Genomic DNA, 14,097 nt, shown 5'->3' with positions numbered 1-14,097 from the left:
CCGCTCGCCCGCCACCTCAGATGCCTCACATATATTTCATCTGGATCGCGATCGACTTGACCCCGCCGTTCACGGCGAAGGCGGTCTTCTTGTAGCTCGGCTTGCCGAGGTTGAAGATGTTGATCGAGGGATTGTTCGACATGCCCCCGCCATCTTCCGAAATCTCGGTCTTGCCATTGCCGTTGACGTCGTGACGCACCGCGATGCCATAGGTCCCGCTCGACGGGACGGGCATGCAGAACGTCATCCGCCCGGCGCGTGCCGGCGCTTCGATGCGGTAGATCCACTTGCCCTTTTCAAGCCAGTCGGAGGCGGTTCCGCGGTAGCTTTGTACGCGGATCCTGCCCGAGGAGTTCTTTACCCCGTTGATCGTCACGCGAACGGCAGGCCCGGCGCCGGGGGCGCATTTGCTCATGTCGTTGCCGATCTGCTCTCGATAGGTCTGCGCGGCGGTCGGAACCGAAAAAGCCATTGTGCCCGCGGCAAGCGCGGCTCCGGCCCATCCAAGGTTCTTCCATCCGAGGGTCGCATTCGGTGTCATATGATCAATCCAAAAATCAGCTTGATGCCCTGTGCAGATCTTCACCGCAAACGTCTTCGGGCAAGTTGGCCTCCATCTGCCGTAACAGGTCTGAATTACGGCTGAATTGCACTCTTTGCCGGTGTTCAGCCGGGAAATTTACAAGCTTGCTGTGCATAAGCGCGCAACGCCGCGTACCGCTTGGGGAAAAGGGCGCCAAGACCGCTTGTGGCAAGCCCCGCGCATACCTAGGCCGTTAGCTAGCGCAACATAAGTATTTTCCGTCGGGCCCCACCATGGCGACACCTCTTATCTCTCCCTCGATCCTTTCGGCCGATTTTGCCAGGCTGGGCGAGGAAGTGCGCGCGGTGGACGAGGCGGGTGCCGACTGGATCCACGTCGATGTCATGGACGGCCACTATGTGCCCAACCTCACCATCGGGCCGATGGTGGTGAAGGCCCTGAGGCCGCATAGCCAGAAGACGTTCGACGTCCATCTGATGATTTCGCCGGTCGACCGCTATCTTGAAGAGTTTGCCGAGGCGGGCGCCGACATCATCACCATTCACCCCGAGGCCGGACCGCATGCCCACCGCACGGTGCAGGCGATCAAGGCCTTGGGCAAGAAGGCGGGTGTCTCGCTCAATCCCGGAACACCGGTCGAAGCGCTCGATTACCTGATCGACGATATCGACCTGGTTCTGGTGATGAGCGTGAACCCCGGCTTTGGCGGGCAGAGTTTTATTCACTCGCAACTCGACAAGATCCGCACGATTCGAGACATGATCGACGCTAACGGGCGCGACATCCATCTCGAGGTCGACGGCGGAGTAAACCCCGAAACCGCGAAGCTATGCGTCGAAGCGGGCGCCGACGTACTTGTCGCGGGATCGGCCACATTCAAAGGCGGGCCAGAACAATACGCCGCCAATATTTCCGCTTTGAAAGGAGCCGGATGATGGACGCCCTGTTCTCCGACGACGCGACCCTGAAGGAGAACGCCGACAACCAGACCGATCACGACAGCGGCGCGAGTGCATTTCCGCTCGATCGCGGAGGCGAACAGCCGGTCGTGCAGGTGGCCGTCGGCCCCAATGGTGCTGACGCTGACGGTTCCGAACCGCTCGACGCATCGCGCGCGCTCGTTCTCAGTGATTTCGTGCCGCCCTCCGCGGGCGCAGGCGAACGGCTCATCCGCCTCGCCTACCGCATGGGCATTCCGGGTTCTGCCCTCGCCGCACCATTCCGCAAGCCTGCCAAGACGCGGCTTCTGGCGACTGTCGACAGCCCGCTGATCGGCGACCGTACGGCGGGGGTCGCCCTTCGCGCCGGACATTTCCTGATCCACGGCGCAAAGGCCCCCATCGGTCAAGTCGAATTCGAAAGCTCCTCGCGCATGAGCCCGCCATTCGAACGGGTCATTCACGGCTTTTCGTGGCTGCGCGATCTCGCAGCTTCTGCTCCGCGCGAGCAGTGCGTCGCGACGGCGGAGCGGATTTCGAAGGCATGGCTCGACGCCAATCCGGAGCCGGGCAAATGCGCGGCATGGAAGGTCGAATATGTCGGTCAGCGCCTGCTTGCATGGCTGACCCATGCGCCTTTGGTTCTTTCGGGACTGGACCCGAAGCTGCGCACGCGCATGCTCACGGCGATCGAGGACACCGCGCGCTGGCTCGACCGCAAGGCCGGGCGTGCCGAGGACCAGTTCGGTGCAGTCGCTGGCTGGGTCGCCGTTACCGCTGCCGGTCTGCTGCTGCCCGATGGCAAGCCGCGCCGCCTGCATGGCGAGGCGGGGCTGGTGAAGGCGCTGGGCGAGTTCGTTGCCGAGGATGGCGGCGTGCTGTCGCGCAGTCCGCTGGCGCAGATGGATGCGATTGCGCTGCTGACCGATCTGCGCGCCTGTTATCAGGCGGTCGATCGCGATTTCCCCGATGCGCTGCAAGTGATGCTCGAGCTCCTGGTGCCGCCGCTGCTGGCGCTGCGCCATGGCGATGGCGGGCTGGGCAGCTGGCAGGGCGGCGGTGCGACCCGCGCCGATCGCGTTGCCGCGCTGATCGAAGCAAGCGGTGTGCGGACGCGGCCCTTGAAGGATATTCGCCACTGGGGCTTCCAGCGGCTCACCGGCGGCAACACCGTCGTTCAGATGGATGCCGCGCCACCGCCCAAGCCGCGCCAGGCGCGTTTCGGCTGCGCTTCGACGCTCGCCATCGAGGTGTCGGATGGCGCGCACCGGCTGATAGTCAATTGCGGCGGCGCAGCACTTGCCGGCGGACAGGTTCCGGCCCGGATCGAGCAAGGCCTGCGCGCAACCGCAGCGCACTCGACGCTGATCCTCGACAATGCCAACTCGACCGCCGTGCTGATCAACGGCGCGCTGGGCAAGGGTGCCGAGCAGGTCGAGGTCGAACGCCGCGTGATGCGCCAGAAGGGCGGCGAAGCTACCCGGATCGAAGCGAGTCACGATGGCTATGCAGCACGCTATGGCCTGACCCACCGCCGCATCCTTATGCTGCGCGGCGACGGCGAGGAATTGCGCGGCGAGGACATTCTCCTCCCCCGCAACAGCAAGGGCAAACGCGGCAAGATCGACTTTGCCATCCGCTTCCACCTAGGTCCGCATGTCGAGGCGCGGCTCGCCGAGGACAAGCGCGGCGCGAGCCTGTTGCTTCCCGACGGGTCGCTCTGGCAATTCCGAATTGGAGGCGATGACAGCGGGGCCACGCTTGGTCTAGAGGAGAGCCTCTGGGTCAGCGGCGGAGGCCGCCCACGCCCGATCGAGCAACTGGTGATCCAGGGCATGACATCTCGCAGCGGGGGACAATTCTCCTGGCTGCTCAAGAAAATGGGATAATTTCCGACGTGACGGATGTGGTAATCAAGCGGGCGCTGCTCTCGGTGTCCGACAAGAGCGGTTTGGTGGATCTGGGCAAGGCGCTGGCTGCGCGCGATGTCGAGCTGGTTTCGACCGGCGGGACGGCCAAGGCGCTGCGCGATGCGGGTCTGACGGTAAAGGACATTTCCGAACTGACCGGCTTTCCCGAAATGATGGACGGGCGGGTCAAGACGCTCCACCCCAAGGTGCACGGCGGACTGCTCGCGGTGCGGGACAATGCCGAACATGCTGCGGCCATGTCCGAACACGAAATCGGCGCGATCGACCTCGTCGTAGTCAATCTCTATCCCTTCGAAGCGACCGTGGCGAAGGGCGCCGAACGCGACGAGATCATCGAGAATATCGACATCGGCGGTCCGTCGATGGTGCGCAGCTCGGCCAAGAACCACGCCTATGTGACGATCGTCACCGACCCTGCGGATTACGACACGCTGATCGGTGAGCTGGAAGAGAAGAACGGCGCGACCGGCATCGATTTTCGCAAGAAATGCGCGGCCAAGGCTTTTGCCGCCACCGCCGCCTATGATTCGATGATCAGCCAATGGTTTGCTTTTGCCGACCAGCAGCAGATGTTCCCCGACATGCTGGCGGTGAACGGCAAGAACCCGGTGCCGCTGCGCTATGGCGAGAATCCGCACCAGATGGCCGCGCTCTATACGCCGGTCGGTCCGCATGCGCGCGGCATTGCGCAGGCCGAGCAATTGCAAGGCAAGGAGCTCAGTTACAACAATTATAACGACGCCGACGCCGCTCTCGAACTCTGTGCCGAGTTCAAGGACGGCGAGCCAGCGGTCGTGATCGTCAAGCACGCCAACCCTTGCGGTGTGGCGCAGGCAGGCTCGCTGGTCGATGCCTGGGAAGCTGCGCTGCAGTGCGACAGCGTGTCGGCCTTCGGCGGGATCGTCGCGGTCAATACCGAGCTCGACGGCGCGACGGCGGAAGAGATTGCCAAGATCTTCAGCGAGGTCGTGATTGCGCCAAGCGTCACCGACGAAGCGCGCGAGATCTTCGCGAAGAAGAAGAACCTGCGGTTGCTGACCGTGGGCGAACTGCCCGAACCGCGTCGCGGCGGCCTCGCGATCAAGCCGATCACCGGCGGACTGCTGGTGCAGACGCGCGACAATGGCGCGATCACCGAATCCGATCTCAAGGTAGTGACCGAACGCGAGCCGACAGAGCGGGAACTCAAGGATTGCCTGTTCGCCTGGACGGTTGCGCGCCACGTCAAATCGAACGCGATCGTTTATGCCAATGGCGGCGCGACCGCCGGCATCGGTGCGGGCCAGATGAACCGCCGCGACAGCTCGCGCATTGCCGCGATGAAGGCTGCCGAAGCGGCCGAGAAATACGGCTGGGCCGAAAGCAAGGCGATCGGCAGCGCAGTCGCTTCCGATGCTTTCTTTCCCTTTGCCGATGGCCTGCTCGCGGCGGCGGAAGCGGGCGCGACGGCGGTGATCCAGCCGGGCGGTTCGATCCGCGACGATGAAGTGATCGAAGCGGCCAACAAGGCAGGCCTCGCGATGGTCTTCACCGGGATGCGGCATTTCCGGCATTGATTCATCATGCTCACCCATCCGCGTGAGCGTCCTCGCCGCAATTCCTTTCGCTACGCTTCAGGGCGGCTGCGTGCACCCGGTCGGGCTTGCGGCGCGCTGATCGCGGCCCGGATCACATCCGCTAGCTAGGCCAACAAGAACGCATCTATTCTGTTGGCACTCGCGTAACTTCTGGTGACGACGCACCGAATGAATACATGACAACCGGCGCGTTCACCAATCGCTAAGCGGTGGCCCTTATACAGGGCTCAACACAGAAAGATTGTATCGAGAGTTTCGCCATGGGCATTTTCAAACCCGACCTTTATCGCAATTTCGGCATCGGCTTCGCGCTGGGCGCACTTGCGGTGGGTGCGATGACGGCGCAGGATTGGCGCGCCGAGTTCTCGAGCGAAGCCTATGCCGCTACCGATCAGGCTGAACGCGTCTCCGACTGAGGAGACAATATGAAACCCCTTTTCCCTATTGCTGCTGCCCTCGGGCTGGCGCTCGCCGGGTGCCAGCAGCCTGCCGCTGCTGCCGAAAGCTATTTCGAAGCGCCCGCTCCTGCGCGCATTGCCAAGGAAACGGGAGGCCTCAAGGTCGCCGTCTTTGCGGGGGGCTGTTTCTGGGGTGTTGAGGGCGTATTCAGTCACACCAAGGGCGTGAAGCGCGCCGTATCTGGCTATCATGGCGGCAATGCCGCGACCGCCAATTACAAGGCGACCAACTCCGGCGTCACCGGCCATGCCGAAGCGGTCAGGGTCGTCTACGACCCCAAGATCGTGCGCTATGACGAACTGCTGCAGATCTTCTTCTCGGTCGTCGCCGACCCCACGCTGAAGAACCGGCAGGGCCCCGATGTCGGCTCGCAATATCGCGCCGCGCTCGTCCCGATGAGCGCAGAACAGCGCGCGGTCGCCAGCGCCTATCTCGACCAGATGCAGAAGAGTGGAAAGTGGGACCGTCCGATCGTCACGGAGATAGAGAAGTACCGCAAGTTCTACCCGGCAGAGGGCTATCATCAGGACTTCATGGCGAAGAACCCGCGTCACGGATATATCCAGCGGTGGGACAAGCCGAAGGTCGCTGCTCTCCAGCGCTTCTTCCCCGAACATTACCGCGCCAGCTACCTGCGCGACCATAAGTAGCGCTCCAGGCGGTTCCGCCCTATATGGGTCCGATGGCCAAGCACGCAGAAGCACACCACGATCATTCGCACCACGAGCATTCGGGCAAGAATCTCGTCGAGGCGGCGCAGGAATCGCTGACCGAAGCGGGTGAGCAATGGACCGACATGCGCGAAAGCGTATTCACCGAACTCGCTAGGCATGATCGCCCGGTGTCTGCCTACGACATTGCCGACAATCTATCGGCGGCTCGCGGCAAGCGGGTTGCGCCCAACAGCGTCTACCGCATCCTCGACCTGTTCGTGGCGAACAATCTCGCCATGCGGGTCGAGAGCGCCAATGCATTCCTCGCCAACACCCACCCGGGCTGCGAGCATGACTGCATCTTTCTGGTCTGCGACCTGTGCGGAGAAGCGACCCATGTCGACAATGACGATGTCAGCCGAAAGGTGCGTGCAATCGCCAAGGAGCGCGACTTCAAGCCGGAACGCCCGGTGATAGAGATTCGCGGCCTTTGCAAGGCTTGCGCATGACGCTCGACCAGCGTTTTTTGGCGGCCAGCCGTGTATTTTCATCGATGGCTGGTTCATCGACAGTCTCTCAATTCGCGTGTAAGGGCCTGATCCCATGAGTCAGTCTCCTCCCAAGACCCCGCTGCTGGACACAGTCGGCACACCCGACGATCTGCGCGGGCTTGATAAATCACAGCTGCGCCAGCTTTCCGACGAATTGCGCGCCGAAATGATCGACGCGGTCAGCACCTCTGGCGGACATCTCGGTTCCGGCCTTGGCGTGGTCGAACTCACGGTTGCAATCCACTATGTCTTCAACACGCCGGACGACAAGCTGGTGTGGGACGTCGGGCACCAGTGCTATCCGCACAAGATCCTTACCGGCCGCCGCGACCGCATCCGCACCCTGCGCCAGGGTGGCGGGCTATCTGGCTTTACCAAGCGCAGCGAGAGCGAATACGATCCCTTTGGTGCGGCCCATAGCTCGACCTCAATCTCCGCCGCGCTTGGATTTGCCGTCGCCAACAAGCTCAACGACAAGCCGGGTCGCGGTATCGCGGTGATCGGCGACGGCGCGATGAGTGCGGGCATGGCCTACGAGGCAATGAACAATGCCGAACAGGCAGGCAATCGGCTTGTCGTGATCCTCAACGATAACGACATGTCGATCGCGCCGCCTGTGGGCGGGCTTTCGGCCTATCTCGCGCGCACCGTCTCCTCGAGCGAATATCTCGGCCTCAGGAGCCTTGCCTCGAAGGTGACCTCCAAGCTGTCGCGCCGGGTGCACAAGGCGCTCGACAAGGCCGAGGAATACACCCGCGGTATGGTGACCGGCGGGACGCTGTTCGAAGAGCTGGGCTTCTATTATGTCGGCCCGATCGACGGCCACAACCTCGACCACCTCATCCCGGTCCTCGAGAATGTTCGCGACGCCGAGGAAGGCCCGGTCCTGATCCATGTCGTGACGACCAAGGGCAAGGGTTATGCCCCAGCCGAAAACAGCGCCGACAAATACCATGGCGTGCCCAAGTTCGATGTGGTGACCGGAGAGAAAGCGAAAAGCGCGAGCGGTCCCCCCGCGTATCAGAATGTTTTCGGCGACACGCTCGCCAAGCTGGCCGACACGGACAGGCGCATTTGCGCGATCACGGCAGCAATGCCGAGCGGCACGGGCGTTGACCGCTTTGCCAAGGCCCATCCCGAGCGCGCCTTCGATGTCGGTATCGCCGAACAGCACGGCGTCACTTTTGCAGCCGGGCTCGCTGCGCAGGGCATGCGGCCCTTTGCCGCAATCTATTCCACCTTCCTGCAGCGCGCCTACGACCAGGTCGTTCACGATGTCGCGATCCAGAATCTGCCGGTTCGCTTTGCGATCGACCGCGCCGGGCTGGTCGGGGCCGACGGCTCGACGCATGCCGGCAGTTTCGACATCACCTATCTCGCGACGCTGCCCAATTTCGTCGTGATGGCCGCCGCCGACGAGGCGGAACTGGTCCACATGACCTATACCGCCGCAGAACATGACGAGGGACCGATCGCGTTCCGCTATCCGCGCGGCAACGGCGTCGGCGTGGAACTGCCCGAAACCCCGCAGAAACTCGAAATCGGCAAGGGGCGCGTGGTTCGCGAAGGCAGCAAGGTCGCGATCCTCTCGCTGGGTGCGCGTCTCGCCGAAGCATTGAAGGCAGCCGACCAGCTTGAGGCCAAGGGGCTATCGACGACAGTGGCCGACATGCGCTTCGCCAAGCCGCTCGACACCGATCTGATCGAACGCCTGATGAAGACTCACGAGGTTGTGGTGACGGTGGAAGAAGGCGCGGTTGGCGGCCTCGGCGCCCATGTCCTTACCTTCGCTTCGGACGAGGGCCTGACCGACAACGGTCTGAAAATTCGCACCATGCGCCTGCCCGATGTTTTCCAGGATCAGGACTCGCCGGACAAGCAGTATGACGAGGCGGGCCTCAACGCCCCGCACATCGTCGATACGGTGCTCAAGGCGCTGCGGCATAATTCGGCAGGTGTCGAAGAGGCGCGGGCCTGAAAACAGGCGGTAAGGTTTATTGGCCTGAGTCGCTATCATCCTTGGTCGCGTGCGCGTCGGGGTCCCATTTCGACGTAAAGGGCCCGCTGGCAATCAGCAGGATGAGCACGATCAGCGATATCGCGATGCCCAGCCAGATTTCGCCCATGCCGCAGGTCAGCCCGATCGCTCCTGCCACCCAGATCGAGGCGGCCGAGCCTGCACCCTGGACAAAGTTACCCTGACGGAACATCGCCCCTGCACCGAGGAAGCCAATGCCGGTAATGACCCCTTCGATGACGCGCGTCGGGTCGATATTCGAGTTGGAGTCGGTGACGGATTGCAGCATCTCGATCGATGCCATGACCAGTCCGCATGCGCCGACGGAGATGATGACGAAGGGGCGGAAATCGATCGGCTTGCGGCGCAGAAAGCGCTCCAGCCCGATCATTAGTGGAAGAAGAGTTGCGAAAAACAGCCGCATTCCTGCGACTTCCCAACTCATCGTTTCCGGCGTGAATGCATCCATGTAGATATCTACGCTGTCCTCCCCCTAATGTTTCCCCATATCTGGAGTATCGCTTGGAAGCCGTCATCACCTCTACAGCAGTCGTTGCCTTGGCCGAGATTGGCGACAAGACGATGCTACTGGCGATTGTCCTGGCCGCGCGTTTCCGCAAGCCTGTGCCGATCATACTCGGCATCCTGGTGGCAACGCTGGCCAATCACGGCATCGCGGCCCTGGTTGGGCAGTCTGTCGCCAACCTGCTCGAAGGTGAGTGGTTTCGCTACGCGGTCGGCTTAAGCTTTATCGCGATGGCGGCATGGACGCTCGTGCCCGACAAGCTCGACGACGAGGAGCAGAAAACTCCGCGTTTCGGCGCGTTCCTGACCACGACGATTGCGTTCTTCCTCGTCGAAATTGGCGACAAGACGCAAGTGGCGACCATCGCTCTCGCCGCGCAATTTCAGGATGTCGTGCTCGTCACCATCGGCACCACGCTTGGCATGATGATCGCCAATGTCCCTGCCGTATTTCTCGGCCACCGGCTGGTGGAGCGCCTGTCGCTCGGCCTGATGCGCACCATCGCTGCACTGCTCTTCCTCGCCATCGGGATCTGGGTCATCGTCGAAACCGCCGGATTGGGGTGACGTGCCGCTGCAAGGCTGGCATGGGCAGCGGAGAGAGGAGACAACGCCATGTCCTTGCTGAAGATCGAAGCCGCTGAACACGTCACCACGCTGACGCTCGACCGTCCCGACACGATGAATCCTTTGGGAGCGAAAGGCGACGGCGACGCCTTTGCCGAGGCGTGCGATGCGATCAATGCCGACTTGGGCGTGCGCTGCGTCATCCTGACCGGCGCCGGGCGCGCGTTCAGCGCCGGCGGTGACATTAAGGCGATGAAGGAGCGGACCGGCACCTTCGGCGGTACCGCGCCCGAGATTTCCGACGGCTATCGCAACAACATCCACAAGGTGCTGCGCGCGCTATACGGCTTGCGCGTTCCGCTGATCGCCGCAGTGAATGGCCCGGCCATAGGGCTCGGCTGCGACCTCGCCTGCCTCGGCGATATCCGCATTTCCAGCGACCGAGCGAAGTTCGGCGTCACTTTCCTCAAGCTCGGCATCATCCCCGGCGACGGCGGCACATGGATCCTCCCGCGGATCATCGGCGAGGCGCGCGCGGCGGAGCTGTTCTATACCGGCGATGTGATCGATGCGCAGACGGCGCTCGACTGGGGCCTCGTTAGCCGCGTGGTCGATGGCGATAGCCTGATGGACGAAGCGCAGAGTCTAGCGAAGAAGATCGCCGCCATGCCGCCGCATGCCCTTCGCCATGCCAAGAACCTGATGCGGCAGGGCCGCTCGGTCACCTACGATACGGCGCTGGAAATGGCGGCGAACACACAGGCGCTGATGCACCTGACCGACGATCACATGGAAGGGATCGACGCGCTGCTCGAAAAACGCGCCGCCGATTTCAAAGGCGTTTAGTCCGGGTTAGCCGATCCAGCGGAAGACACCTGCCGGTATGCCGTCGGCCGGGATATGCGCCCAACTCAAGGCGAGCCACAGGGCGATACCGATCGCCCACCACAGCCAGCCAATCGAAAAGATCGCTCCAAGCCGCGGCCAGTAACTCGTTTTCGATTCCCAGGCGTACCACGCGTCGCCCATCAGCACGCGCTTCTTGAGGTCCTGCATATGCGCACCGACCAGGGCGAGAAAGCCCATCGATCCGGCGGTGATCATGGTGCGCGTGCTCCAGAACAGCAGCATATGCGATAGCGCCCAGAGGCCGAAGGCCCACATCATCGGATGGCGCGTCACCTTGAACACGCCCTTGGGTTCGGCATGAGCCTGCTTTTCGGCGCCGGGGTGGGGCAGAGCCGGGTTGCCTGCAAAGGACCCCGCGAGAAGGATCATGGCAGGGATCATCAGCAGTGTCGCGAGCACCCAACCGATGGTCCCGCTTCCGCCGAGATCGGCGGAGGGCATGGCCTTGAAGGCGAAGTAAATCCAGGCGAGCGCAGCCGCACTCACGATCGAATAAATCGCGGGGAACAGCTTTTCGCCGAACAACCGCACCATCGGCGCCCGTAGCGGATGCGACATGGCAAAATGGGTGCCGACGAAAGTCACATTCGCCGCGATAAGTTCTGCAAGTACATCCGGCATGGCCTTCTCCCTTGGTCGGAGAAAACCACACTAAGTTGCAGATTGCAACCCAAAATCGCAGAGAGCCTGTTTTACCAGTCGTAGGCCTTGGGCAAATCACCTTCATCGAGATCGCGATAGCGCTCCCGCAGGCGGCTCTGATGGCTGTCGAGCGGCTGTTCGATTCCATCGATGAAAACCCTCACGGGTGTCGAGGAGAGCTCGAGCGGATCGCCATTCCAAAGGACTAGATCACCTGCAGCGCCCGACTTCAGCACTCCGATCCTGCCGCCCATCCCGATCGCTTCCGCAGGGCGCGACGTGATCGACGCCAGCGCCTCGCCCCAGCTCAGACCGGTAGCGCGCGGCACACGCGAAAGCGCAACGAGGTTGCCGGCATGCTGCGTGAGGTGATGCACGTTCTCGATCGTGGAGGCATCGACCGAGACATTCACGCCAGCTGCGCGCATCCGTCCGATGTTGTTCTGGGTGGCGGCCAATTGCTCGAAGCGGTCGGGCAGGTCCTGCAGACTCTCGGCAATCACCGGTACGCCTGCTGCGGCGATCTCCTCAGCCACGCGCCACCCCTCGGTTGCGCCGACCAGCACGATGTCGAGCCGCGGAAATTCCCGGGTGAGCCCGAGCACTGCACGCAAGTCCGAGGTCCGGTGGGCATGGACGAAAAGCTTTTGCTCGCCGGCCACGACCGGGGCAAGCGCCTCGGCATCGGCACGGGTCAGAAGGTTGTCCTCGCCGCTCCAGCGACCGGCTGCGAAGTCGCTCGCCTCCCGCAGGGCGTTGCGCAGCTCGGCATGACTAGCCGTGCGGCTGCCCCCTGCAATGCGCGCTCCGCGTTCGGACAGCGTGACGGACTGAAAGGCGCGGGCGCGCGTTATCGCGTCGCCGTCTGCCCCGAGGTCGATCACGGCTCCCTGACCGCTGAAGATCGCGCCCGAGGGGTTGCCGGTGACTGCAGCGCGGGTAATCCCGTTCGCGCGCCCGAGCTTGATATGCTGGCTCTCGGGATTGATCGCGGGAGCGACATCGAGCGCAGCGCTGAAGCGCGCATCGCTTGCGGAGATGTCATTGCTCTCGCTGACAGCGCCGACGTCCCACAGGCCCAGATCGGTGACCGCCGCGACGAGGCCGGGGGTGACCCAGAGGCCGCTGCCGTCGATTGTCTGCATACCCGCCGGAACGGTCACACCGGTGCCGGCTGCGACAACCTTGCCGCCTCGCACGACGACCGTCGCACCTTCGATCGGCTCGCTTCCGTCACCGGTCGCGACGGTGGCGTTGGTGATGGCGACATTCTGCGCCGCCGCAGGCACAGCCATGAGGGCGAAAGCGGAGACTGCAAGTTTCAGCGCGCGCTTCATTTCACATCTCCTTCACCGGGCTGGCCAAGCTCGAAATCGCTCACCGGACGCCGCTTGGGATCGGCGGAATCGAACATCAACGCGCCATCGATCCAGACCTTCTCGGGGCGTGAATAGACTGACAGCGGATCGCCGTTCCACAAGACGACATCGGCCATCTTGCCCGGCTCCAGGCTGCCGGTCATCGCATCGATGCCCATTGCCTTGGCGGCGTTCAGCGTGAACCAGCGGACGACTTCACCATCGGGAATGTCGATGCCCATGCGGCGGCCCGCCGCCTGTGCCTTTGCCGCTTCCTGATTGAGCCGCTGGATGCCCTGGTCGCTGTCGGAATGGATCACGACGCATGCACCAGCCTGCTGCAGCAGTGCGCCATTTTCCGGAATGCCGTCATAGCTTTCCATCTTGAAGCCGTACCAGTCGGCCCAGATTGCGCTACACACGTCATTCTCGCGCAGCAGGTCGCCGATCTTGTAGCTTTCGACCGCGTGGTGGAAGGCGGAGACGCGGTATCCCATCTCCTTGGCCATATCCATGACGAGCGCCATCTCGTCGGCGCGGTAGCAGTGGTTGTGGACGAGGATTTCGCCTGCGAGCACGCCCTGCAGCGTTTCCTTGCCAAGGTCGCGCTTCTCGCCGTCATAGGCTTTCGCATCGAGCCAGGTCTGGCGGTTGACCGCGAAATTGCCCATCCGTGTCGAAGGCGTGCGGTTGCGATTGCCGTAAACGCGCTTGGGATTTTCCCCGCAAGCCATCTTGAAACCATATGGCGCGCCGGGGAACTTCATTCCCTGCACGGTGCGCGCCGGCACGTTCTTGAGCGTGACCGAGCGGCCGCCCATCAGGTTGGCAGAGCCCGGCAGGATCTGGAGAGCGGTGACACCGCCATTGGCGAGCGCGCGGCTGAATCCGGGGTCCTGCGGCCAGACCGAATGCTCGGCCCAGACATCGGGCGTGGTCGGATCGGTCGCCTCATTGCCATCCGAATGCGCATCGACGCTGGGCGATGGGTAATCGCCAAGGTGCGAATGGATATCGATCACGCCAGGTGTCACGAACTTGCCCGATCCGTCGATCACCGTGTAGCCCGCGGTATCTAGGCCCGTTCCCACCGCTTCAACCCGTCCGTCCCTGAACAGCACCGTGGTATTCTCGAACTGCCGCCCGGTGCCGTCGAAGACGGTCGCGCCGACGAGCGCCGTCGGAGTGCCCGGATAGGCTTCGTAGGTGGAGGGGTAAGGCGCTGAGGCCGACCCGGCTCCAGCAGGCGCAACAGAAGCGCTTTCGACGGAAGAACCGCCGTCACCTGTGGCCGTGCAGGCGGACATCGCGAGGGCCGTCCCTGCGAATAGAATCGATCGGATCATCGTGTTCCTCAAGACTTGGCAAGAAATGTAGGTCGCAAATGAAAAGGGCGCGGTGTGTGCCGCGCCCCTTCCTTTCGGTT

14 protein-coding genes are annotated in these 14,097 nt (G+C 63.0%); 9 read left to right on the top strand and 5 right to left on the bottom strand.

The genetic code is table 11. From position 1 onward, the window contains the following. Positions 1 to 25 precede the first annotated feature (25 nt). Positions 26 to 472, bottom strand: a complete 447-nt coding sequence (locus CCE89_RS05730) for a DUF2141 domain-containing protein (protein WP_234989971.1) — start codon at positions 470 to 472, stop codon at positions 26 to 28. 344 nt (positions 473 to 816) lie between these two features. Between CCE89_RS05730 and rpe the strand changes: the two genes are divergently transcribed. The 7 genes from rpe (at position 817) to dxs (ending at position 8,631) form a co-directional block, all read left to right on the top strand. Beyond that, on the top strand, positions 817 to 1,479 hold the full coding sequence (gene rpe, locus CCE89_RS05725) for a ribulose-phosphate 3-epimerase (protein WP_086437116.1): 663 nt from the start codon (positions 817 to 819) through the stop codon (positions 1,477 to 1,479). After that, positions 1,479 to 3,371 carry a heparinase II/III family protein gene (locus tag CCE89_RS05720; RefSeq protein ID WP_086437115.1) on the top strand — a complete coding sequence of 631 codons (1,893 nt, stop codon included), beginning with the start codon at positions 1,479 to 1,481 and terminating at the stop codon, positions 3,369 to 3,371. Before rpe ends, CCE89_RS05720 begins: the two co-directional genes overlap by 1 nt. A gap of 8 nt (positions 3,372 to 3,379) precedes the next feature. Then, positions 3,380 to 4,969, top strand: coding sequence for a bifunctional phosphoribosylaminoimidazolecarboxamide formyltransferase/IMP cyclohydrolase (gene purH, locus CCE89_RS05715; protein ID WP_086437114.1), 1,590 nt, complete (start codon positions 3,380 to 3,382; stop codon positions 4,967 to 4,969). Positions 4,970 to 5,250: 281 nt separating this feature from the next. Next, positions 5,251 to 5,406: a hypothetical protein gene (locus CCE89_RS15245; protein ID WP_159456590.1), complete on the top strand. Its 156-nt coding sequence runs from the start codon at positions 5,251 to 5,253 to the stop codon at positions 5,404 to 5,406. 9 nt (positions 5,407 to 5,415) lie between these two features. Continuing rightward, entirely contained in the window at positions 5,416 to 6,099 is a 684-nt protein-coding gene (msrA, locus tag CCE89_RS05710; RefSeq protein WP_086437113.1) for a peptide-methionine (S)-S-oxide reductase MsrA, read from the top strand. A 32-nt stretch (positions 6,100 to 6,131) separates the two neighbouring features. Continuing rightward, complete coding sequence (locus CCE89_RS05705) at positions 6,132 to 6,611, top strand: Fur family transcriptional regulator (protein WP_086437112.1); 480 nt, start codon at positions 6,132 to 6,134, stop codon at positions 6,609 to 6,611. Between the two features lie 94 nt (positions 6,612 to 6,705). Further along, positions 6,706 to 8,631, top strand: a complete 1,926-nt coding sequence (gene dxs, locus CCE89_RS05700) for a 1-deoxy-D-xylulose-5-phosphate synthase (protein ID WP_086437111.1) — start codon at positions 6,706 to 6,708, stop codon at positions 8,629 to 8,631. A gap of 16 nt (positions 8,632 to 8,647) precedes the next feature. Here the strand turns inward: dxs and CCE89_RS05695 are convergent, their stop codons facing one another. Beyond that, positions 8,648 to 9,139 carry an MgtC/SapB family protein gene (locus CCE89_RS05695; RefSeq protein ID WP_086437110.1) on the bottom strand — a complete coding sequence of 164 codons (492 nt, stop codon included), beginning with the start codon at positions 9,137 to 9,139 and terminating at the stop codon, positions 8,648 to 8,650. Positions 9,140 to 9,192: 53 nt separating this feature from the next. Between CCE89_RS05695 and CCE89_RS05690 the strand changes: the two genes are divergently transcribed. Beyond that, positions 9,193 to 9,762 carry a TMEM165/GDT1 family protein gene (locus CCE89_RS05690; protein WP_086437109.1) on the top strand — a complete coding sequence of 190 codons (570 nt, stop codon included), beginning with the start codon at positions 9,193 to 9,195 and terminating at the stop codon, positions 9,760 to 9,762. A 48-nt stretch (positions 9,763 to 9,810) separates the two neighbouring features. Then, the gene (locus tag CCE89_RS05685; protein WP_086437108.1) at positions 9,811 to 10,608 is read left to right on the top strand and encodes a crotonase/enoyl-CoA hydratase family protein; all 798 of its coding nucleotides are present in this window, start codon (positions 9,811 to 9,813) and stop codon (positions 10,606 to 10,608) included. A gap of 6 nt (positions 10,609 to 10,614) precedes the next feature. Here CCE89_RS05685 and CCE89_RS05680 read toward each other — a convergent pair whose 3' ends face one another. From CCE89_RS05680 to CCE89_RS05670, 3 genes are all read right to left on the bottom strand, one after another. Continuing rightward, positions 10,615 to 11,292, bottom strand: coding sequence for an NnrU family protein (locus CCE89_RS05680; protein ID WP_086437107.1), 678 nt, complete (start codon positions 11,290 to 11,292; stop codon positions 10,615 to 10,617). 71 nt (positions 11,293 to 11,363) lie between these two features. Next, complete coding sequence (locus tag CCE89_RS05675; RefSeq protein ID WP_086437106.1) at positions 11,364 to 12,650, bottom strand: amidohydrolase family protein; 1,287 nt, start codon at positions 12,648 to 12,650, stop codon at positions 11,364 to 11,366. Further along, positions 12,647 to 14,017, bottom strand: coding sequence for an amidohydrolase (locus CCE89_RS05670; protein WP_200810300.1), 1,371 nt, complete (start codon positions 14,015 to 14,017; stop codon positions 12,647 to 12,649). Before CCE89_RS05670 ends, CCE89_RS05675 begins: the two co-directional genes overlap by 4 nt. Positions 14,018 to 14,097: the final 80 nt, after the last annotated feature.

The organism is Altererythrobacter xiamenensis, assembly GCF_900177715.1.
GTDB classification, from domain to species: Bacteria; Pseudomonadota; Alphaproteobacteria; order Sphingomonadales; family Sphingomonadaceae; genus Erythrobacter; species Erythrobacter xiamenensis.
This window is presented reverse-complemented; position numbering and strand designations above follow the sequence as displayed.

Bases quoted from the DNA above. Each gene is read 5' to 3' on its own strand.
- CCE89_RS05730 (WP_234989971.1), bottom strand. From the start codon at position 472: ATGGCTTTTTCGGTTCCGACCGCCGCGCAGACCTATCGAGAGCAGATC.
- rpe (WP_086437116.1), top strand. From the start codon at position 817: ATGGCGACACCTCTTATCTCTCCCTCGATCCTTTCGGCCGATTTTGCC.
- CCE89_RS05720 (WP_086437115.1), top strand. From the start codon at position 1,479: ATGGACGCCCTGTTCTCCGACGACGCGACCCTGAAGGAGAACGCCGAC.
- CCE89_RS15245 (WP_159456590.1), top strand. From the start codon at position 5,251: ATGGGCATTTTCAAACCCGACCTTTATCGCAATTTCGGCATCGGCTTC.
- msrA (WP_086437113.1), top strand. From the start codon at position 5,416: ATGAAACCCCTTTTCCCTATTGCTGCTGCCCTCGGGCTGGCGCTCGCC.
- CCE89_RS05705 (WP_086437112.1), top strand. From the start codon at position 6,132: ATGGCCAAGCACGCAGAAGCACACCACGATCATTCGCACCACGAGCAT.
- dxs (WP_086437111.1), top strand. From the start codon at position 6,706: ATGAGTCAGTCTCCTCCCAAGACCCCGCTGCTGGACACAGTCGGCACA.
- CCE89_RS05695 (WP_086437110.1), bottom strand. From the start codon at position 9,139: ATGGATGCATTCACGCCGGAAACGATGAGTTGGGAAGTCGCAGGAATG.
- CCE89_RS05685 (WP_086437108.1), top strand. From the start codon at position 9,811: ATGTCCTTGCTGAAGATCGAAGCCGCTGAACACGTCACCACGCTGACG.
- CCE89_RS05680 (WP_086437107.1), bottom strand. From the start codon at position 11,292: ATGCCGGATGTACTTGCAGAACTTATCGCGGCGAATGTGACTTTCGTC.
- CCE89_RS05675 (WP_086437106.1), bottom strand. From the start codon at position 12,650: ATGAAGCGCGCGCTGAAACTTGCAGTCTCCGCTTTCGCCCTCATGGCT.
- CCE89_RS05670 (WP_200810300.1), bottom strand. From the start codon at position 14,017: ATGATCCGATCGATTCTATTCGCAGGGACGGCCCTCGCGATGTCCGCC.